Here is a 20,815-nt window from a genome sequence, read left to right on the forward strand (position 1 = left end):
CGCCTCCATGATGGTCCGGGAGGGGCGACGGCACCGAGGGGAAGCATGAGCACGGCCCAGCATTTCGCGTCCCCCGCCGAAGCGCTGGGCTACGCCTTGACGCTGCATCAGAACGGCCGGCACGCCGAGTGCAGTGCGGTGTGCCGCGCGATCCTGGCGGTCAAGCCGGACCATCATGGCGCGTCCTTCCTTCTCGGCGTCGCCGCCTACACGCTCGGTCGGATCGAGGAGTCGCAGCGCCACCTCGCCGTCACCATCGCCCTGAAGCCGGATCTGGCCGACGCCTGCTTCAATCTGGCGCTTCTGCTGCGCCGCCGGGGCCGTCTTGCCGAGGCGGCGGCGCTTCAGGCTCGGGCGATCCGGCTGGCTCCCGGACAGGCCGATGCCGGGCAGAGCAATGCCGGACCGCTCACCACTCTGGGCGGAATGCTCCGCGAGCTGGGCCGGGTCGCGTCGGCCCGCGCCGTTCTTCGCCGGGCGGTCGCGCAGGCCCCGGACGACGCCGAGGCGTGGCGCGAGTCCGGCCACGCGCTGCGCGATGCGGGCGAACCGGGCGCGGCGGCCGTCGCCTACGGGCGGGCCTACCGGCTCGACCCCGGCCGCACCGAATCCCTCGGCGACCGGCTCCATGCCGCCCTCTCGCACTGTGACTGGAGCGGGTACGACGCTCTGTGCCGGGAGATCCTGGCGGTCATCGACAGCGGCCGGGGGATCGCCCTGCCGCTGCTCACCCTGCTGATCGACACGAGTGCGGCGCAGCAGGACCGCGCCGCCCGCCACTTCCACCGCGCGGTGGTGCAGCCGGCGGCTGTCCCGCAAGGCGCTGCGGTCCCCGTGGCGCCTCCCCTCGGCGCCGATGGCCGGCTCACCGTCGCCTACCTCTCCGCCGACTTCCACGAGCACGCCACCGCCTATCTGGCGGCCGAGCTGTTCGAACTGCACGACCGCGACCGCTTCCGCGTCGTCGCCTGTTCCTATGGTCCCGACGATGGCGGCCCGACGCGCCGCCGCCTGGAGGCCGCCTTCGACGCCTTCCACGACATCCGCGGCTGCGATGCGGAGCAGGCGCAGGCGATGCTCACGGCCGAGGGTGTCCACATCCTGGTCGATCTGAAGGGCTACACGCGGCACGTCCGCTTCGATTTTCTGGCGCGCCGGCTGGCGCCGGTCCAGGTCGCCTATCTCGGCTATCCCGGGACGATGGGCAGTGACGTCATGGATTATGTGATCGGCGACCGCTTCGTCACGCCGCCGGAGCATCAGCCGCACTATCGGGAGCGGCTGGTCATCATGCCGGACTCCTATCAGGTCAACGACCGGCGCCGGCCGCTGGACGCGCCCGTGCCGGACCGCGCCGCCTGCGGCCTGCCGCCGGACGGTTTCGTCTTCTGCGCGTTCAACGCGCCGTTCAAGATCACCCCGTCGCTGTTCGGGCTGTGGATGCGCGTGCTGGCGCGGGTGCCGGGGAGCGTGCTGTGGTTGCAGCAGCCCGGCCGGGACGGCACGGACAACCTGCGGCGCGAGGCAGCGCGGCGCGGGGTCGATCCCGGCCGTCTGGTCTTCGCCCCCCACAGGCCGCAGGCCGAGCATCTCGCCCGCTACCGCTTGGCCGACCTGTTCCTCGACAGCTTTCCCTACACCGGCCACACCACCGTTTCGGACGCCCTGTGGATGGGCCTGCCGGTGGTGACGCGGATGGGCGACACCTTTGCGTCGCGCGTCGCCGCCGGCCTGCTGAACGCCGCCGGCCTGCCCGAGACGGTTACCACCAGCTTCGACGGCTACGAGGCGCTGGCGGTGCGGCTGGCCGGCGATCCGGCGACGCTCGCCGGCTACCGCCGCCGCCTCGCCGCCGCGCGGGCGACGGCCCCGCTGTTCGACAGCCCCCGCTTCACCCGTCACCTGGAGCACGCCTACCGGACGATGTGGGACCGCCACGCCGCCGGCCTGCCGCCCGCGTCCTTCACGGTGCCTCCCCTGTAGCCACCAGCCGTTCCAGCGCCGCCCGCACCTCGGAGACGACGGACGTCCAGTCGCCCGGCGCCGCCTGACGGAACAGGCGCATGGTCGGATACCAGGGGGAGGTGTCGCCGCGCTCCAGCCAGCGCCAGTCGGCGATGTCCGGCAGCAGCGTCCAGACCGGCCGGCCGAGCGCCCCGGCCAGATGGGCCGGCGCCGTGCAGGAGCTGATGACGAGGTCGAGGTTTTCCATGATCGCCGCGGTGTCGGCGAAGTCGGCGATCTCCGCGCCGAGGTCGATGAAGGACGCCGGCAGCGGTCCGCAGGTCTCCAGCTCCCTCCGTCTCGCCCCCTTCTGCAGGCCGAAGACCGCCACGCCCGGAACGTCGAGCAGCGGCCGCAGGGCGGCCAGCCCTGGCGAGCGCCGGCGGTCGTCCTTGAATTCGGGGTTGCCGGCCCACACCAGCCCGACCCGCAGCCCCGTCCGCGGGCCCATGCGCGTCGCCCAGGCCGCCGCCAGCGCCGGTTCGGCGCGCAGGTAGGGGACCTCGGCCGGGACGCTCGCCAGCGTGATGCCGAGGCGGTGTGGCAGGCTGAGCAGAGCGGCGTGGGCGTCGTGCGGCGGCGGCGAGTCGGAGCGGCCGACGACTCCGTCCACGCCGGGGAGCGTGGCGAACAGGCGGATGAGACGATCGTTGCACTCGACGATCACGCGCGCACCCCGGCGGCGCAGCAGGGGTGCGTAGCGGGCGAACTGGATGCCGTCGCCGAGCCCCTGCTCGTCGTGCAGCAGGATCGTAAGGCCGTCCGGGTTTCCACCCTCCCACACCGGGGTCGTCAGGCCGCGCGGCGCGACCTGACGGTCGGCCAGACGGGTGCGCCATTCGTATTCCCGGAACCCCGCCTCCAGATCGCCGCGCAGCAGCAGACAGGTGCCCAGCAGGGTGTGCGCCTCGGCGTTGTCGGGATCGCGGTCGAGGAGGCGCCGGCATTGGGCCTCGGCGTCCCCCATGCGCCGCAGCTTGCTGAACACCAAGCCGAGGTTCAGCCGGGCCGAGGTGAAGTCCGGGTCGATCGCCACCGCCCAATGCAGCACGCGGGCCGCCGCCTCGTCCCCGCCGGTCCGCAGCGAAAGGGCAAGCCCCAGGTTGCTGAGCACGCCGGGTTCGGCGGGGGCCAGCGCCAGCGCCCGCCGTCCGACGCCGACCGCCTCGTCGTGGCGGCCCATATTCTTCAGCGCGATGCCCAGGTTGGCATGGGCGCGATGGTCGTCGGGGACGAGGCGGACCAGCTCCCGCAGCACGCTTTCCGCCTCGCCGTAGCGGTGGCGCATCAGCAGCGTGTGGGCGAGATGGAAGCGGTGGAAGGTGCCGAAGGGATCGAGGACGACGCAGCGGCGCAACGGTCCGTCCGCCTCCTCCGGCGCGTTGCGGCCGAGCCGCTCCATCGCCAGGGCATGGAACGCGTCGATGGAGGCGGGGTCGAGGACCAGGGCACGACGATGCTCCGACCCGGAGTCCGCGATCGGCTCCTCCGGGACCGGCGGGCCGGCGTCCGGCGAGAGCCAGCCGAGCGCGCGGAAATGCCCGATCCGCTCGCGGATCAGCCGGGGGAAGCCGGCGTCGATGGGGACGGGTGCCAGGGACGTCCACATGCCGGGAACCGCACCGCCGTCGAAGCGCCCGGTGGCGTAGAAGCGGTCCAGCCGCTCCCGGTTCGCCGCCGGGTCCTGATCGAAGGCCGCGATCATCTCGCGGTGCGCGAAGGCCTGCAGCTTGGCGCGGAAGCGCTCGATCCCGCCCATCCAGGTGAAGTGCCAGCCGGCGTCCGGGACGACGCGCCCATGCCCCAGCTTGGTCAGGTAGCGGGCGCGGTTGGCGCCGATCCGGCGGATCAGCTCCCACGGCGCGGCGGCCACCGACACCCAGGGATCGGGCGACTTGAGGTCGAGGAAATAGAGGAAGATGTCGAGATGGGGCGCGAACAGCGAGCGGCCGTCGTCCGGTTCCCGGCGCAGCCGTTCCATCACCCAGGGGCGGAGGATTTCGTCGGCGTCCGAGACGACGATCATGTCCGTCGGGTCGCAGCCGTCAAGCCCGCGGATGATCGCATCGCGCTGGTGGGCCTCGCGCTGCCACGCGAAGCCGCCGGGATCGTCGTCAACGACGACGTGAATGATCTTGTCGGCGTAGGCAGCGAAGCGCGCGCGGTTCTCCGCGTAATGGAGAGGCTTGGGATCGCCGGCGTGGGTGAAGGTCGCCTCGACCAGGACGAAGCGGTCGACCACCGCGTCCAGCTCGGCCAGTCGTACCTCCAGAAGGTCCAGCTCGTTGTAGAACTGGAAGCAGTCGTAGATTCGCCGCCCGCCGGGTGGCGGGGCCGCGGGCGGCGGCGTGTCCGTCAGCGTCGTGACGTAGGCGAACCAGGCGTCGAATCCGCGCAGCGTCGTCCAGACGGACGACCGGTTCTCCTCCGTGTTGTGGTCGAGCCGCAGGGACTGCTCGACGAGCGCGATCAGCGCCCGCGCCTCCGCCCGCCAGGCCTGCTCCTCCTTGGCCGGAGGGCGGGCGTTCAGGTGGGCGCCCAGCGCGTCCAGCAGGCGCTGCTGCGCGTCGGCCAGACCGGCGGTGGCGGCCGCCCCCGCCGTGGCCGCGGCGGCGGCGTCCGTCCGGGCGCCTCTCAACTCATCAAGCCACGCCAGCCAGTCCCCGGCCCGTCCGGCCCAGCTCATTTCGGTGGTGACGTGATCGACCTGTTCGCGAAGCTGGCGGGCGGTGGTCGCGCCCTCGTCGCGCCACTGCAGCAGGGCCGTCCGGGCGGTCTCGGCGAAGCGGACGGCGTGCTCCGCCGGGTCCTCGGGGACCGGGATCAGCCGGGCGAAGCCGGCCGTGGTTTCCGGCAACGCCCCCAGCGCGCTGGACACGACGAGGCAGCCGGCGGCCAGCGCCTCCATGACAGCGATGCAGGAGGTCTCGGCGAAGCGGTTGGGGTAGGCGAGGCCGGTCGCGCCGCGCAACGCCTCGGCCAGGGCACTTTGGGAGACCGCCCCCACATACTCCACCCCCTCGGTCTCGCGGCAGCGCCGGTAGAGGGCGCCGTAGGGGTCCTTGTCGGCGGGGACCTGATAGCCGTCCAGGCTGGAGAACACCTGGACGGTGGTTCCGGGGATCGCCGCCCGCAGGCGGGGAACGCTGTCGAGCAGCACGTCGAGGCCGCGGAAGGGCGTGCTGGTGTAGGCCAGGACCGGCGGCCAGGGCTTCGCCGCCCTGATGTCGGCTCCCGGCGGGAACAGGCCGGAGAAGGCGGGCGCAATGCCGTTGCGCAGGATGCGGCAAAGCCGGCGGTCGAGGCCGAAGGCCGTGAGGTAGCCGTCCATCTGCCAGCGGCTGACGAAGGCGTAGCCATCCCAGCAGGCGCGCGCCTCCGGCTCCGCGACGCATTGCGCGGCGGCTTGATCGATGGCGTGCTGCATCCACAGGATCAGCTTCTGTCCGCCGTCCAGCGCCGCGCGCAGCCGGGTCAATGCCTCCGTCGGGCAGCCGTTGAGCAGCACCACGACGTCGAAGGCGCGCATGTCCTCCCAGGACACGGTGCCAGCGGGAAGACAGCGCACCCCGCGCACCAGGCCGGGCGTCCGGGTGCCGTTGACCAGCGTGACCTCAAGCCCGGCGGCGGCCAGCGCCTCCGCGAGGTAGCACAGGGCCGATTGCGAACCGCCGAGCGGGTGCAGGCGTGGCGTGTCCGGCGTGTAGTCCCCACCCGCCGGGTCGAGGAAGGCGATCTTGACGGTCATGCTGGCTCGGGCTGGCTCGCTCGCACGTGATGGCTGGCGCTGAACAGCGGCTCACGCTGTGGATCGGTGCCCGCGTTCTGCTATCCTACCATCCAAGGCCATGGGCAAAAAGGATATGCGGCGCGTGACGGAGTCGGCAGCGGTGGATGGGGGGACCCCGCGCGTGGAGCAGAATCCGGCGCAGAATCTGGCGTTGACGTGGCAGCTTTCGGAAATCCACGGCTGGGGTCTGGTCGGCGTCCACACGGCGCTGCATCTGATCGACCGGGGGCGGCCGCCGCTCCTGCTGGAAAAGCCGTTGCTGTCCACCCTGCGCCCGGAGAACCGGGAAAAGCTGGAAAGCCTGATGGACGGCCATCGGCAGATCACCGCCATCGCCGAGCGGTCGGGCGATCGGATGCTCGGCCTCAACGACTGCACCGTCCTGCACGCGCTCGGCAACGGCTTCGTCGCGGGACCATTCTCCGCCCGGTTCCGCGGCAGCCGCAACGTCGGGGTCATCGCCTTCGAGGACACCCGGTTCGACGAGGACACGCTGCGCCGCGCGCGGAGCTACGACAAGCTCGTGGTCCATTCCGAATACAACAGGGCGCTGCTGGCCGAGCAGGGCATCACCGACGTCGGCTGCGCCTTCCAGGGCGTGGACCCGGACGAGCTGGCGCCGGTCCCGCCGGCCCGGCGCTTCGGCGACCGCTTCGTCGTCTTCTCGGGCGGGAAGGTGGAGTTCCGCAAGGGGCAGGACATCGTGCTGGCCGCCTTCCGCCGGTTCCATGAGCGCCATCCCGACGCGCTTCTGGTCACCGCGTGGCACAACCCCTGGCCGCACACCTCCGCCGACATCGCCGAGTCCCCGCTGGTGCCCTGCGCCCCCGCCGTTGGCGACAACGGCAAGCTGCGCATCGTGGAATGGGCGATGGACTGCGGCGTGCCGCCGGAGGGCTTCGTCGACATGGGCTTTCTCGGGCGCGGCCAGATCGCCGCCATCCTGGCGGACTGCCACGCCGCCCTCTTCCCCAACCGTTGCGAAGGGGCGACCAACCTCGTCGCCATGGAGGCGATGGCCTGCGGCGTGCCGGTCATCCTGTCGGCCAACACCGGTCATCTCGACCTGATCCGTGATGGCAACTGCCTGCCGCTGCGCCACCAGGGTCCCGTGACCGACTCCGCATCAGGTCAAGGGGGCCGGCGCCGCGGGTGGGGGGAATCCTCCGTCGAGGAGGCCGTCGCCCATCTCGAAACCCTCTACACCGACCGCGCCGCCGCCCGCGCCCGTGCCGACGCGGCGCGGGCCTTCCTGCGCGGCGAGCGGACGTGGCGCGCCTTCGCCGAGACCTTCGTGGCGGCGGTGGCCTAGGGATGGCACGGGATGCCACGCCCCCCGAAGGCGCCCCGTTCCACCGGCGGGCGCTGGCGAACGACCCGGCGGACCCGGTCGCGTGGCAGCACGCGGCGCACGCCGCCCGCGCGGCGGGCGACGGCCTGCGGGCGATCGCGCTGTTCGTCCGGGCCGCCCGCCTGCACGGCGACGTCGAGGCGCTCGGCCGGCAGATCGGGGAGCCCCTGAGCGTTGCCGCCAGCCAGGCCCTGGCGCGCGTGCAGGATGGGGCGGCCGACGCGGCGGCAACGCTGCTGGAGCCCTTCGCTCGCCTCGTCCCGCCACAGGGCAGCCTCGCCCGCGCGTTGGGTATCGTGCGGCTGGTCCAGGGGCGCGACGCGGAGGCCGAGCGGCTGCACGCGGACGCGGGCTCCGGGGATTGCGGGCTGGGTGTCGCCCTGCGGGGGATCGCGCGCCACAAGGCCGACACCGACGTTCTCGGCACCGTGGTGATCCCCGCGCACCGGATGGAGGACACCATCGAGCGGGCGCTGGACAGCGTCGCGGCGGCGGCCCGTGTCTACCGCGAGACGGTGAGGGACCCGCGGGCGCAGATCCATGTCTGCGTCGTCGACGACGCCTCCCCCGACGAGACGGCGTCGCGGGTCCTGCGCTGGGCGCGGGCCCACCCGGAGCAGAGCGTCGCGCTGATCGCGAACAACCGCAACCAGGGGGCGGGGCGGTCGCGCAACATCGGCGCCGCCGCGGGGCTTGGCCGGTACATCTGGTTCCTCGACGCCGACGATTACTTCTTCGAGCGGCATTTCGTGCTGACGGCGACGGCGCTGGACCACACCCCCGACGCCGGGTTCGTGCGCACCGGGATGCAGTTCGACAGCATCGACCATGAGATCACCCCCGCGTGGCGCGAGGCGTCGGAGCTGAGCTACCCGTGCAACCTCTGCGTACGGCGCGTCTGCCACGACATGATCGGCGGCTTCCCGGAGGAGGCGCCGTTCCACCCGGCCGTGGCCGACGACGTGGCCTATGGCCGGGCGCTCCACAGCCTGTTCGGCGGGGTCCGGATCGCCGAGAAGACGGTCCATTACACGATGCGGGCGGACAACGCCCTGTCGCGCCAGCGCCAGACGATGACCAGCGGCGCCAAGCCGACGGAGCAGGTCACATCCGACCCCCGCTTCGTCGCGATCGAGATCCTGACCCAGCGCCGCATCCACGCGCTGAAAGCCAGGAGAGACGCGCTTCTGCGCGACGGCGGCTGGACCGGACCGCCGTTCCTGAGGGCCGAGCCCGAGGGTCCGCTCCCGGCCCCGGCAACGGCCCCTTCGGAAACGTGGGACGCCCCGCGTGCCATTGACCTCCTCGCTGTGGCGAAGGAGGCCATCCAGGCCGGGCAGCCCGATCGCGCCGTCGCCGCGCTGACCCGCGCCGCCGCCGAGGACCCCGGCCGCACCGAAGCCTGGTTCGAGTTGGGGTTGCTCGCGCACCGGCTTCGGCGTGACCGGCTTGCGTTGACGGCCTTCCGGGCGGTGACGTGCCTTCATCCCGGCGCGGCCGCCGCGTGGTGCAATCTCGGCTCCATGCTGGTCGACACCGACGCCCCTGCCCAGGCCGCCCCCCGGCTGCGCCGCGCCCTGGCGCTCCAGCCGGGCCTCATCAATGCCCAGCACCTGCTGGGCCGCGCGAACCGGCGGCTTGGGCAGGGCCGGCAGGGCGCGCGGGAACTGGAGCGCGCGCTCCGGCTGGACCCGATGCGGCCCGATCTCAACGCGGACTGTGCGGAGGCCGCGCTGGCCCTCGGCGACAGTGCGGGCGCGGTGGAGCACGCCCGGCGGGCGCTGCGGCTCAGCCCGGGGCTGTACGGCGGCCACGCGGCGCTGGCCGCAGCCCTGGAGTCGCTCGGCCGCCCCGACGCGGCGCTGGTGGCCTGGGAATGGGCGATCCGCTGCAACCCCGGGTTCGGCGAGGCCTTCACGCGCCGCGCCCTGTCCCTGCTGACGCGGCGGTGGGGGCCGCCTCCGGCACCCGCCCCGGCGGGCGGACCGGGCCGCCGCCTCGCCTCGACCGTCCTCGGGCGCAACGGGCGTTTCGCCAACCAGCTTCTCCAATACGGCGTCCTGCGCCTCTACGCCGCCCGGCACGGCCTCACCCTGGAGGTTCCTCCCTGGCTCGGCCGCCACCTGTACGATCACGACGACCCCCTGCCCGGTCCGGCGCTGCCGCGCGTGGCGGAGGCGGAGGGCGAAGCCGCCGTGACCGCCTCCCTCCGCGGGGAGCCCGCGACCGTGTTGGCGGACCACGACGTGTCCGGCTATTTTTGCGGCGACACCACACCCCTGGCGCCGTTCAAGGAGGAGTTCCGCGCGCTGTTCACGCCGGGCCGCCACCTCCAATCCCACGCGGATGCGCTGCTCGGCCGTCTGCGCGACGCCGGGCGGACCGTCGTGGCGCTGCACCTTCGGCGCGGGGATTTCGGCTGGGGGCGGTTCTGGATCGCCCCGGCGTCCTGGTATCGGCACTGGCTGGAAACCGTCTGGTCGACGCTCGACCGGCCGCTCCTGTTCATCGCGACCGACGATCCCGCCCAACTGCGGGAGTTCGCCGCCTACCGCCCCGTCACCGCCGGCGATCTGGCCGAGCCGATCGCGGGTGCGGAGTTCTTCACCGACTTCCACGTCCTCTGCCACGCCGACCGGGTCGCCATTTCCAACAGCTCCTTCTCCTTCGTCGCCACCATGCTGAACCGCAACGCCAGTGAATTCCGTCGGCCGGACCCGGCGCGCCGGGCCCTGGTCCCCTACAACCCCTGGGCAGCCCCGGTCCTGATCTGATCGCCGCCCCCCAAACGCACGGACAACGCACGGACGCATGGTCTTCCCCACCAAAGCCACCCTGGATCGCCCCGACCCCACAGCGCTCGTCGCGGCGGGCCTCGCCCATCACGGGGCGGGCCGGCTGGCTGAAGCGGAGAGCGCGTACCGGCGGGTTCTCGCCGACCACCCCCGCCACCCCGACGCCCTGCATCTCCTGGGCGCGCTGGCGCTGCAGTGCGGCAAGCCGGCGGAGGCCGTGGAGTGGATGAGGCAGGCCATCCGCTCCGCTCCCGACAACGCGGCCTGCTTTTCCAACCTTGCCAGCGCGCTGCGGCGGCTCGGCCGGCGCGACGAGGCCGTGGCCTGCGGCCGGCGCGCCCTGGCGCTGGACGCCGGCTCCACCGACGCGCTCAACAACGTCGCGAACGTGCTGTCGGACCAGGGCCGGCACGGCGACGCCGCGACCGCGCTGCGCCGGCTGATCCGCCTCAAGCCCCAGCTGACCGACCAGCGGCTTCTGCTGGCGCAGGCGCTCATCCTGGACGGCCGCGCCGAGGCGGCGATCGAGGAGCTGATGGTGCTCCTCGGCATGGCGCCGTCGTCGGTCGCCGCCTACGCCAACCTGGGCATGGCCCACCGCCGTCTCGGCCGGGCCGAGGAGGCGGTCCGCTACTACCGCTGCGCGCTGGGCTTCGCGCCGGGCGATCCCGGCGTCCTCAACAACCTGGGCGTCACGCTTCAGGATCTCGGGCGGCTCGACGAGGCGGTGGCCTGCTTCCGGCAATCCATCGCCATGCAGCCGGACGCCGCACACACCCACCTCAACCTCGGGCTCGCGGCCCGCGACCTGATGCGGATCGACGAGATGATCGCCCTGACGCGGTCCGCGGTCCGGCTCGACCCGTCCCTGGCGGAGGCGCACACCGCGCTGAGCTTCGGGCTGCTCATCAAGGGCGAACTGGAAGAAGGGTTCGCCGAGTATGAATGGCGGTCGCGCATGGCCGACTTCCCGTCGCCCCGGCGCAACTTCGCCTCACCCCCCTGGGACGGCTCCGACCTCACCGGCCGGACCCTGCTGGTCCATGACGAGCAGGGGGTGGGCGACACCATCATGTTCGCCCGTTTCGCCCAGCAGCTTCAGGCGCGGGGTGTGCGCGTCGTCATCGAGTGCAACAGCCAGCTCGTCCGCCTGCTCTCCGCCATGCCGGGTGTCGAGGGCGTGGTCAACCGGTTCGACCCGCCGCCGCCGCACGACGTGCACGACGCCCTGGCCAGCCTGCCGCACCGGCTCGGCACCATGCTCTACACGATTCCCGCCGACACCCCTTATCTGCGCGCCGAGCCGGAACTGGTGACGACCTGGGCGGAACGCATGGGGCCGCCGCCCCGTCCAGGAATGGGGCTGCGGGTGGGTCTGGTCTGGGCTGGCAACCCCGGTTTCAAGGCCGACCAGATCCGTTCCCCGCGCCTGAAGGCGTTCCTTCCGCTGCTGGACGTGCCGGGCGTCACGGTCTTCGGCCTGCAGAAGGGAGCGGGACGGCAGGATTTGGAGACCTGCGGGCCGCTGCCGCCGTCCTTCACCGACCTCGGCGCGGAGATCGCCGACTTCGCCGACACCGCGGCGATCATGGAAAACCTCGACCTCGTCATCAGCTCCTGCACGGCGCCGGCCCATCTCGCCGGAGCGCTCGGCCGCCCGGTCTGGACGGTGCTGCCCTTCGCCCCCGACTGGCGCTGGCTGGACCAGGGGATGTGCACGCCGTGGTACCCGACCATGCGCCTGTTCCGCCAGGACCGGCGCGGCGACTGGGCGCCCGTCGTCGGCCGCGTCCGCGCCGCTCTCCAGGCCCTCGCGCGGTCCCGCCCGGACCCCATAGCGTTGGGCTTCAGGGCGTAAATTTCAGGGCGTCCAGGGTTCGAAGGGCCGGATGCGGCGGGCGGCGACGTCCGGCTCGACGAACAGGCGGGCGCGGGTGTTGAGACGGGCGGCCAGGACGCTGAAGCCGCTGGCGGCGCTGGTGCCGACCACGTCGGCGTTCATCAGCACGTGGAAGTCCTGAAGGAAGTCCAACCCTACCCACTCCTCCACGACGTCGGCCCGGGTCAGGGGATGGAACTCCGCGAAGGCGTGCCGGATCGCCGCGACGTCGTCGCTGGCCACATAGAGCACCGGCCGGTCGAGACGCGGCCACCAGTCGCGCAGCCAGTCGACGTACCAGGCGGTCTCGGTGATCGGATAATTGGACGTCACGAAGTCGCCGCGCCGGATGTGGAGTGCGACCACCGTGTTCCCCGCCGCCCGCAAACGCTCGACCGCCGGGGCGAGGTGCGGCTCCCAGACCCGGCGCGGCCTCAGCCAGGACTGGACCCGCTGCCGATATTCCTGCTTGTGCTCGAACAGGAACAGGGGCGAAAGGATGTCGCGGTCGGCGATCGGCGCCCGCTCCGCGGTGCCGGCCACCAGATCGTTGAGGGTGCGGCGGGCGAACAGCAGCGGCGGCAGCGGACCGCTCTGCGGCGGATCGTTCAGCTCGAAGAAGGCGCCGCCCACCCAGTCGGGAGTCTCCAGCACGAAGCCGTGCTTCTCGGCGTAGAGCCGGACCAGGATGTATTCCAGGACAGTGTGGGCGAAGCGGCCCCGGGTGGCCAGGGACGACGAGGTCACGCGCGGGGGCCGGTGCCCGCCGTCCGCCCCCACGGCGGCGGGGCGGATCAGCTGGAGCCCCTGATCGGCCAGGGTCGCGCGCAAGGCGGCGAGCGACTTCACGGTGAAGAACCAGCCGTTGTCCCCGCGAACCGCCGCCAGCCGGTCGCGGGCGGCCCGGGGGGCGCCGTCCCGCAGGTCGAGCGCGGCGAGCGCGGTCAGGCACTCCCCCAGATGGACCACGCCGCCAAGCGGCGTCGTGGCCAGCCGGGTGAAGAACGCCCGCCCTTCGGCCAGCCGGTCGCTGCGCAGGAAGAGGTTGCTCAGCAACTCGATGCTGAGGGACACATCGACGCCGGGGATCGGCAGGCTTTCGAACAGTTCCGCCTGGGCCTCCGCCAAGCGGCCCAGATCGCTCAGCACCGTCGCCACCCGCAAATGAGCGAGAGCGAGCCCCAGCCGCGCCGACCGCCGGTAGGCGCGCAGAGCCCGCAGGGGATCGCCATGGGCGTACAGGGCGTTGCCGAAATTGTACCAGTATTCCGGACTGGACGGGCTGAGAGCCAGAGCGCGCCGCAGGCTGGCCTGGGCCGCGGCGTCATCGCCGCGTTCAAGCAGGGTGTTGCCCAGGTTCATGTGGGCGGTCGCCAGATCGGCCTTGACCGCGATGGCGTGGACCAGGCTGTCCACCGCCTCGTCGAGTTGGCCAACGCGGCGCAGCACCACCCCCAGATCGTGATGACCCTCGGCCAAGCCGGGATCGAGGCGGGTCGCGCGTCGCAGCGCATCGATCGCCCGCGAAGCGCCGGCATCGCCCCGGGCCTGCAAGGCGTCGCCGAGATTGCGCCAAGCCTGCGGATGGCCCGGATCGAAAAGGGTCAGCCGCCGCCATTCGGCGGTGGCCTCCGCCGGATGGCCGGCCTTGTCCAGGATGATGGCCCGGTTGACGCGCGCCTCGATCCAGCCGGGATTGATCCGAAGCGCGCGCGCGATCAGGGTCGGGGCGATGGCCGGCCGGCCGCTCTGCCACTCGGCCATGCCGATCAGATACAAGGCGTTTGGCTCGGCCGGGTCGGCCTCCAGCACCCGGCGGTAGAGGACGGCCGCCTCGGGAACGCGGCCCGCGCGATGATCGGCGAAGGCAACGGCCAGGATTTCACCGATCGTGGCCATCACCCCGTCTCCCTCAATCTTCGAACCGCAACCCGGGTTATCGACACCCGTGCGGGCATGTTCAGGCGGCCGAAGGTAGCCCAGCGACACGGAACGGTCAAAACATGGTCAGTTGATCGCCACGGGCCGGCGGGGGCTTGAAGTCGGCGCAGTTGAGGGCGGCATCGCGGGCGTTGAGGCCGAGGCGCCGGCAAGCCAGCTTGAACCGCTTCGACAACAGCTCTGCCACCGGGCCGGAGCCCTTCATGCGACTGCCGAACTGGGACTGGTACAAGTTCCCCTCGCGGCACTGGCGGATCAGGCTGAGCACGCGGTCGGCGCGGTTGGGCGCGTGCTCGCGCAGCCATTCCTCGAACAGATCGGCGATTTCCAGCGGCAGGCGCAGCAGGATGTAGTTGGCCTGCGTCGCTCCGGCCTCCGCCGCCGCGGTCAGGATGGCTTCCAGCTCATGGTCGCTGAGCCCCGGGATCATCGGGCTGGCCAGCACCGCCACCGGCACGCCGGCCGCCGTCAGCTCACGCATGGCGGCGAGGCGTCGGGCGGGCGTGCTGGCCCGCGGCTCCATCCGGCGGGCGAGGTCGCGGTCGAGCGTGGTGACCGACAGCGCGACGTTGACCAGCCCCTTGGCCGCCATCGGCGCCAGGATGTCGAGGTCGCGCAGGACCAGCGCCGACTTGGTGATGATCATCACCGGCTGGTTGAAGTCGCGGCAGACCTCCAGCACGGCGCGGGTGATGCGCTGCTCCCGCTCGATGGGCTGGTAGGGATCGGTGTTGGCGCCCAGCGCCAGCGGCTGGCAACGGTAGGATTTGGCGCGAAGCTCCGCCGCCAGAAGCTCCGCCGCTCGGGCCTTGCGGAAGATCTTCGTCTCGAAATCCAGCCCCGGCGACAGGCCGAGGTAGGCGTGGGTCGGGCGGGCGAAGCAATAGATGCAGGCGTGTTCGCACCCCCGATAGGGGTTCACCGACCGTTCGAAGATCACGTCGGGCGACGTGTTCTTCGACAGGACCGAACGGGCCGTGTCGTCGAAGACCTGGGTCGGGACGGTCTCCGTCAGCGCTTCGTTCTCGCCCCAGCCATCGTCGGCCAGCACCCGCGTCTCCCGCTCGTAACGGGAGGTCAGGTTGCTGATCGCTCCCCGTCCTTTCAGGGCCTGCCGCGGAATCTCGTCCATGGGAGGAGAATAGCGGCGCGGAAATAGAACGTAAAGGGAACAATCATCCGTCTCTTGGACGCGGGAGGGAACCGATCGCCCTTGACGGCCCGCCCCGGCGCGCCTAGCTTCCCGGTCATGACGACGCGCACGCACCACTTCAGCCGCTATTATACGCTGCTCCCATAGGGCGGTGCGTTCAGTCTTGACCATATGAACCATGCCGCCGCTGACCGGCGGCATGTGCTTCGACAGATGATCCCCGGGATGCGGCCCTTCCCTTCCGGAGATCAGCACCATGGCGACCCCCGCCGCTTCCAGCCCCTTCCAGTCCGACTTCCTGCGCGTGCTCGACGAGCGCGGATTCCTGCATCAGGGCAGCGACCTGTCGGGCCTCGACGCCCTGCTGCGCCGGGGGCCGGTCGGCGCCTACATCGGCTTCGACGCCACGGCGGACAGCCTGCATGTCGGGCATCTGGTGTCGATCATGGTGCTGCGCTGGTTTCAGAAGACCGGCAACCGGCCCGTCGTGCTGATCGGCGGCGGCACAACGCGCATCGGCGACCCCAGCTTCCGCGACACCAGCCGCCCCATGCTGGACGACGCGCAGATCGCCGCCAACATGGCCGGCATCGGCCGGGCCTTCGCCCAATACCTGTCCTTCGGTGGCGAAGAGCCGAACGGCGCGGTGATGGTCGACAACGCCGATTGGCTGGACGAGCTGCGCTACATCCCGATGCTGCGCGACATCGGGCGCCATTTCACCGTCAACCGGATGCTGAGCTTTGACTCCGTCAAGCTGCGGCTCGACCGCGAGCAGCCGCTGACCTTCCTGGAGTTCAACTACATGATCCTCCAGGCCTTCGACTTCCTGGAGTTGTCGCGCCGCCACGGCTGCCGGCTGCAGATGGGCGGGTCGGACCAGTGGGGCAACATCATCAACGGGATCGAGCTGGCCCGCCGCGTCGACGGGACGGAGCTGTTCGGCCTGACCACGCCGCTGCTGACCACCGCGTCGGGCGCCAAGATGGGCAAGACGGCGGCGGGGGCGGTGTGGCTGAACGCCGACCGGCGCAGCCCGCACGATTTCTGGCAGTTCTGGCGCAACACGGAGGACGCCGACGTCGGCCGCTTCCTGCGCCTGTTCACCGAGCTGCCGCTGGACGAGATCGTCCGGCTGGAAGCGCTCCAGGGATCGGAGATCAACGAGGCCAAGAAGATCCTCGCCCATGAGGCGACGGTCCTCTGCCACGGCGCGGAAGCGGCGGCCGAGGCCGGGGAGACCGCCCGCCGGGTCTTCGAGGAGGCCGGGGCCGGCGGCGGCCTGCCGACGGTGGAGACCGCCCGCGCCAACCTTGCCGCCGGCGTCCGGCTGGCCGACCTGCTGGCCGCCGCCGGGCTCGCCGAGTCCAAAGGGGCCGCAAGACGGCTGATCCGCGACGGCGGGGCGCGGGTCAACGGCGCCCCCGTCACCGACGAGGCGGCGCTGCTGACCGCGGCGGACCTCGACGGCGAGGGACTCATCCGCCTGTCCGCCGGCCGCAAGCGCCACGCGCTGGTCCGGGTTCGGTGAGCCGAGCCGGAGCCGGGCGCCCTCAGCGGCCCCCGGCTTCGGCCACCACCTGCTTCAGGTGATGGGACGACACCGGCTTGTGCAGGATGGCGAAGCCGCTGCGCTGGGCCTCGACGATCCGTTCGGGGGCGGTGTCGCCGGTCAGGATGATGCTGGGGATCGACGCCCGGCAATGGGCGTGGATGGCGCGCAACGCCTCCGGCCCGGTCTTGCCGTGGCGCAGCCGGTAGTCGGCCAGGATGACGTCCGGGCGTCGCCCGGCCTCGTCGAGCAGGCGGATCGCCTCGTCCCCGGCGGTGGCGGCGATGACCTCGTAGCCCCAGCCCTCCAGCATGGCGCGCAGCCCCATCAGGATGATCACCTCGTCGTCGATGATGAGGACGAGCCGGCACCCGCCGCCCTCCGTCCGGCCGACCGCGGGAACCGTCGTCACGGCAGGCCGCGGCGGCTCGGCGGCGGGCACGGTGACCAGGAAGGTCGATCCGCTGCCCGGCCGTGACCGCAAGGCCACGGAATGGCCGAGCAGAGCGCACAGCCGCCGCACGATGGCGAGGCCGAGGCCCAGCCCCTTCTCGCGGTCGCGCTCCGGGTTGCCGAGCTGGGTGAACTCTTCAAAGATATCCTCCTGGCGATCCGGCGGGATGCCGGCACCGCTGTCGCACACGGCGATGTGGAAGCGGCGGCGCGACCGCCGCACGCCCAGCAGCACCCCGCCGCGCCCGGTGTAGCGCAGCGCGTTGTCCAACAGGTTGCGGACGACCCGCTCCAGCAGCATGGGGTCGCTGCGCGCGTGAAGCGTGGTCGGGACGACGCGCAGGGTCAGGCCGCGCCGCGCCGCCTCCGGCGCGTATTCGGCGGCGAGGCGCTCGAAGAGGGGCTGGATCGCCACGGTGGTGGTCACCGGCTCGACCACCCCGGCGTCGAGCTTGGAGATGTCCAGCAACCCGTCGAGCAGGCGCTTCAGCGCCTCCAGCGCCTGCTGCATGGTCTTCAGCGTGTCGTGGCCCGCCCCGCCCTGGGTCTGCTCGCCCAGAGCGGAGGTGAGGAAGAACAGCGACTGCACCGGCTGACGCAGGTCGTGGCTGGCCGCGGCGAGGAAACGCGACTTCGCCCGATTGGCCCGCTCCGCCTGGTCCTTGGCGCGGCGCAGCGCCGATTCGGTGCGCTTGCGCTCGGTGATGTCGCGCAGGATGGCCGTGAAGAAGCGGTCGCCGCCGTCGCTCCAGGCCGACAGCGACAGCTCCAGCGGCACCGCCAGCCCGTCGCGCCGCCGCCCTTCGACCTCGCGGGCGACGCCGTCGGCCAGCCGGTCCGGGCTGAGAGGCTCCGAAATGAGGCCGCCCGGAATCAGCCGGCCCACCTCCATCCCGACCGCGTCGGCCGGGCTATGGCCGAAGATGCGCTCCGCGCCGCGGTTGTAGGTGTGCACCGTGCCCTTGGCGTCCACCAGAAGGATCGCGTCGGCGGCGGTTTCCAGCAGGGAGCGGTGGCGCTCCACGGCCCGCCGGATCGCCCGTTCGTCCTCCTTGCGGCGGGTCACGTCCTGGGCGTAGACGGCCAGCCGATCGCCGGTGGCGAACAGGCGCAGGGCGTACCAGTCGCCACCGGCCCGTTTCTCGTCACCGGCCAGCCGGATTTCGAACTCCTCCGGCTCTCCCCGGTCCAGAGCGTCGCGGAAGCGCGCGGTGAAGGGCTCGGCCACGCCGGGCGGCAGCAGAGCCACGAAGACGTGCCCCACGAGGTCCCCGCCGTCGCCGAACAGGCGCGCCGCCTTCTCGTTGGCGAAGGTCACGTGGCCCTCATGGTCCAGTTCCACCACCGCGTCGGTGGAGGCGGCGAGGATCGCGGCCATGCGGTGTTCGGCGGCGTGGGCGGCGTCGCGGGCTTGCTCCCGTGCCTGAAGCTCCTGCGCCATCGAGTCGAAGGCGCGGCCCAAGGCACCGATCTCCGAGCGGTCGCCCGGCCGTCCGATCCGCGCGTTGCGGTCCCCGGCGCTCCAGCGCTCGACCACCCGCTTCAGTCGGGCCACCGGGCGCAGCACGAACAGGCGCGCGCCGATCCAGGCCGCGGTCAGGGAGAGCGCCGCCGCCAGCGCCAGCAGGAAGGCGCTCCGCTCGGCCGCGGCGGTGACCGGGCGCAGCGCCTCCGTCCGATCCAGCCCGACCGCCAGGAACAACTCGCGGACCTTCTGGTCGACCGGGGCGTAGGCCAGGATCCGCGGCTCGCCGTCCAGGCCGGGCATTTCGGCGACACCTTCGGACGGCGCGCGCAGCAGGGCCATCAGCGGTTCGGGCAGCGGCTTGCCCACCCGTTGCTCGTCGCTGCCGGGGAAGCGGCCCAGCACGGTGCCGTTGCGGTCGGCGAGCACCAGCATGGCGTTCGGCGGCAGCGGTTTTTCCGCCAGATAGTCGCGCAGCCATCCGGCGTCGAGCGAGATGGACACCACCCCCGCCATGCGGCCCGTCCCGTCGGCGTAGGGAGCGGCGAAGGGCAGCACGGGGCGCCCGTCCAGCCGCCGCACCGCATAGTCGCCGACGACGAAGCCCTGCCCATACAGCGCCATGCGGATGTGCGGCAGCGCCGCCACCATCAGGCCGTTCAGCTTGGCGTCGCTGGCGCAGCGGACCGATCCGTCGAGATCGGTCAGGGCGATGCCCTTCACCCGCGGCAGACGGTCACGCAGGCGGTTCAGGGTGGAGGAGCATTGCTGGGGGTCGATGGCGAGCCGCGGCGCCATCTCGGCCACCGTCACCAGCACGCCGCGCATGCCCTCCACGACCCGCTGCTGCTCATCCTGGATCAGGGTCAGCAGGCGGCGGGCCTCGGCCTCGGCCTGCCGCTCCCCCGCCTCGATGGCGGTCAGGCTGTTGTGGGCCAGGATGCCGATGGCCGGCAGGCTGGCGAGGAGGACGAGCAGGACAAGGCGTGTGAGAATGCTCATCGGCAGCCCGGGAAAAGCACGGCGGAAGGGAACGGCACGACCCTGCACTTCCCAAGGGACGCATGGCACCCCGGGTCCGATGCACGCCGTCGTATTCGCGGCAGCGGTGCCCCGCTACCCCGCCGGCCACATCCTTACCTTGCGTTTACCAAAAGGAGGGACCGCGCTCAACCGACTATTTCGCATACGAATTATAAAGGCGCCGGAGGAACGGGCACCCGATGCCCCGGCGCCGAGGGATTTTCCGCCCGTCCTCAGGCGGATTCGGCGATGGACTCGACGCGGCCGTCGAGCGCCATCAACAGCAGTTCCACCTCCAGACCGGGATGCCGCGCCTTGATCGCGGCGCCCAGCGCGCGGAGTTGCTCAGCGTGGGCGGCGGTTTCCTTTTCCCGGTCCGCCGCCAGATCTGTCCCCAGGAAGACGCGGTAGGCGCCGCAGTCGCGGTGGTCCATGACCATCACGCGCTTGATTTGGTGCAGTTGCCTGGCGACCGCCACATGGTCCCAGAAGGCCTCGCCCCACGCCTTCTTCCGGTCGGTCAGGGCGCCCAGCGACGCGCCGGCCAGGATCACATGGTCGTAGCGGTTGGTCAGCCCGCGCCCATCCATGTAGCGGCCGATGTCGTCGATCAGCCGGTAATCCATGCAGGAGAGCAGAAGAGCGTCCACCTCGCCGCCGGGCGGCGCGGCGCGGGCAACGCCGGAGGTCAGGGGCGCCATCAGCGCAGCCCCGGCGCCCAGCGTGGCGATCTTCAGAAAGGTCCGGCGCGAGTCGTGCCGAAGGCCACCGCAACAGGTCGAGCCGAAGTCAAGTCCGGAGCTTTGTTGGTACTGCATGAGGTCTCCACGTCGTTGAGGTTTCGTGGGGCCGAACGCCCATGGAGACCGCAGTACAGCACCGCTTCCGAGACAGCATTATTCGTGAACAAATCTTTCATGGACCAGAAGGGCACAGCATGATGACAGGACTATCTGGACAAATTGGAACGAGAACCTTCGGCCCGTCCACCGGGCGCCAAAAAGAAACGGGCCGCTTCCCAGGTGGGAAACGGCCCGTTCGGCATGGTGCTGCCGGTGTTGCGTTGCTGGTATCAGCCGCGGGTGCTGCCCGAAGCCCGGTCGCCGGTGGCGACCGTGTCGCTGGCCGGCTTTTGCGTGCCGGCGCTGGCGCTGTGGCTGGAGGAGCAATCCGCGCTGGCGACCCCCGCCGTCAGGAGGGCGGCGAGACCGAACAGAACGGCTACCGGCTTGGCTCCATGAGACATTGGATCACCTCCTTTCAAATCTGTTGAACACCGCAACAGCATGTGAGGACGATCCGACGCGAGTCAACGCCTTATACCGCCCGTACAGGGTGCGTGTCCCTCTCCCGCCCCGGGAGAGGGTGCCCGCCAAAGCGGGCGGGTGAGGGTCTCACGAGAATCAAGG

Annotated in this window: 11 protein-coding genes; 5 read left to right on the forward strand and 6 right to left on the reverse strand. The window is 71.6% G+C overall.

Features of this window, described 5'->3' with window-relative positions; all coding sequences use genetic code 11:
* The first annotated feature begins 45 nt into the window (after nt 1-45).
* Nucleotides 46-1,983, forward strand: coding sequence for an O-linked N-acetylglucosamine transferase, SPINDLY family protein (locus Sp245p_RS18765; protein ID WP_014197727.1), 1,938 nt, complete (start codon nt 46-48; stop codon nt 1,981-1,983).
* Here the strand turns inward: Sp245p_RS18765 and Sp245p_RS18770 are convergent.
* On the reverse strand, nt 1,964-5,752 hold the full coding sequence (locus tag Sp245p_RS18770) for a tetratricopeptide repeat protein (RefSeq protein ID WP_109138754.1): 3,789 nt from the start codon (nt 5,750-5,752) through the stop codon (nt 1,964-1,966). The two genes, Sp245p_RS18765 and Sp245p_RS18770, sit on opposite strands and share 20 nt — an antisense overlap.
* Before the next feature lie 115 nt (nt 5,753-5,867).
* Between Sp245p_RS18770 and Sp245p_RS18775 the strand changes: the two genes are divergently transcribed.
* The 3 genes from Sp245p_RS18775 to Sp245p_RS18785 are packed head-to-tail and all read left to right on the forward strand — an operon-like array spanning nt 5,868 to nt 11,798.
* A complete protein-coding gene (locus Sp245p_RS18775) occupies nt 5,868-7,106 on the forward strand; it encodes a glycosyltransferase family 4 protein (RefSeq protein ID WP_014197731.1) in 1,239 nt (412 codons plus the stop codon).
* 2 nt (nt 7,107-7,108) lie between these two features.
* Entirely contained in the window at nt 7,109-9,919 is a 2,811-nt protein-coding gene (locus tag Sp245p_RS18780; protein ID WP_014197732.1) for a glycosyltransferase, read from the forward strand.
* 37 nt (nt 9,920-9,956) lie between these two features.
* On the forward strand, nt 9,957-11,798 hold the full coding sequence (locus Sp245p_RS18785) for a tetratricopeptide repeat protein (RefSeq protein WP_109138755.1): 1,842 nt from the start codon (nt 9,957-9,959) through the stop codon (nt 11,796-11,798).
* A gap of 3 nt (nt 11,799-11,801) precedes the next feature.
* On the opposite strand, the gene Sp245p_RS18790 is transcribed toward Sp245p_RS18785, so the two are convergent.
* The gene (locus Sp245p_RS18790; protein ID WP_014197735.1) at nt 11,802-13,718 is read right to left on the reverse strand and encodes a tetratricopeptide repeat protein; all 1,917 of its coding nucleotides are present in this window, start codon (nt 13,716-13,718) and stop codon (nt 11,802-11,804) included.
* Between the two features lie 97 nt (nt 13,719-13,815).
* Nucleotides 13,816-14,892: a PA0069 family radical SAM protein gene (locus Sp245p_RS18795; protein WP_014197736.1), complete on the reverse strand. Its 1,077-nt coding sequence runs from the start codon at nt 14,890-14,892 to the stop codon at nt 13,816-13,818.
* Nucleotides 14,893-15,169: 277 nt separating this feature from the next.
* Between Sp245p_RS18795 and tyrS the strand changes: the two genes are divergently transcribed.
* Complete coding sequence (gene tyrS / locus Sp245p_RS18800) at nt 15,170-16,444, forward strand: tyrosine--tRNA ligase (RefSeq protein WP_014197738.1); 1,275 nt, start codon at nt 15,170-15,172, stop codon at nt 16,442-16,444.
* 22 nt (nt 16,445-16,466) lie between these two features.
* Here tyrS and Sp245p_RS18805 read toward each other — a convergent pair whose 3' ends face one another.
* The 3 genes from Sp245p_RS18805 to Sp245p_RS34995 form a co-directional block, all read right to left on the reverse strand.
* Nucleotides 16,467-19,385, reverse strand: coding sequence for a PAS domain S-box protein (locus Sp245p_RS18805; RefSeq protein ID WP_109138756.1), 2,919 nt, complete (start codon nt 19,383-19,385; stop codon nt 16,467-16,469).
* A gap of 254 nt (nt 19,386-19,639) precedes the next feature.
* Nucleotides 19,640-20,224 (reverse strand): carbonic anhydrase, encoded by a 585-nt coding sequence (locus Sp245p_RS18810; protein ID WP_014197740.1) that lies wholly within the window; start codon nt 20,222-20,224, stop codon nt 19,640-19,642.
* 254 nt (nt 20,225-20,478) lie between these two features.
* Nucleotides 20,479-20,652 (reverse strand): hypothetical protein, encoded by a 174-nt coding sequence (locus tag Sp245p_RS34995; protein WP_155903579.1) that lies wholly within the window; start codon nt 20,650-20,652, stop codon nt 20,479-20,481.
* Nucleotides 20,653-20,815: the final 163 nt, after the last annotated feature.

The sequence above is a fragment of the Azospirillum baldaniorum genome, assembly GCF_003119195.2.
Taxonomy (GTDB): Bacteria; Pseudomonadota; Alphaproteobacteria; order Azospirillales; family Azospirillaceae; genus Azospirillum; species Azospirillum baldaniorum.

What these genes read in the sequence shown, in the direction of transcription:
- Sp245p_RS18775 (WP_014197731.1), top strand. Translation starts at nt 5,868, where the DNA reads ATGCGGCGCGTGACGGAGTCGGCAGCGGTGGATGGGGGGACCCCGCGC.
- Sp245p_RS18765 (WP_014197727.1), top strand. Translation starts at nt 46, where the DNA reads ATGAGCACGGCCCAGCATTTCGCGTCCCCCGCCGAAGCGCTGGGCTAC.
- Sp245p_RS18790 (WP_014197735.1), bottom strand. Translation starts at nt 13,718, where the DNA reads ATGGCCACGATCGGTGAAATCCTGGCCGTTGCCTTCGCCGATCATCGC.
- Sp245p_RS18770 (WP_109138754.1), bottom strand. Translation starts at nt 5,752, where the DNA reads ATGACCGTCAAGATCGCCTTCCTCGACCCGGCGGGTGGGGACTACACG.
- Sp245p_RS18795 (WP_014197736.1), bottom strand. Translation starts at nt 14,892, where the DNA reads ATGGACGAGATTCCGCGGCAGGCCCTGAAAGGACGGGGAGCGATCAGC.
- Sp245p_RS18785 (WP_109138755.1), top strand. Translation starts at nt 9,957, where the DNA reads ATGGTCTTCCCCACCAAAGCCACCCTGGATCGCCCCGACCCCACAGCG.
- Sp245p_RS18780 (WP_014197732.1), top strand. Translation starts at nt 7,109, where the DNA reads ATGGCACGGGATGCCACGCCCCCCGAAGGCGCCCCGTTCCACCGGCGG.
- Sp245p_RS34995 (WP_155903579.1), bottom strand. Translation starts at nt 20,652, where the DNA reads ATGTCTCATGGAGCCAAGCCGGTAGCCGTTCTGTTCGGTCTCGCCGCC.
- Sp245p_RS18805 (WP_109138756.1), bottom strand. Translation starts at nt 19,385, where the DNA reads ATGAGCATTCTCACACGCCTTGTCCTGCTCGTCCTCCTCGCCAGCCTG.
- tyrS (WP_014197738.1), top strand. Translation starts at nt 15,170, where the DNA reads ATGGCGACCCCCGCCGCTTCCAGCCCCTTCCAGTCCGACTTCCTGCGC.
- Sp245p_RS18810 (WP_014197740.1), bottom strand. Translation starts at nt 20,224, where the DNA reads ATGCAGTACCAACAAAGCTCCGGACTTGACTTCGGCTCGACCTGTTGC.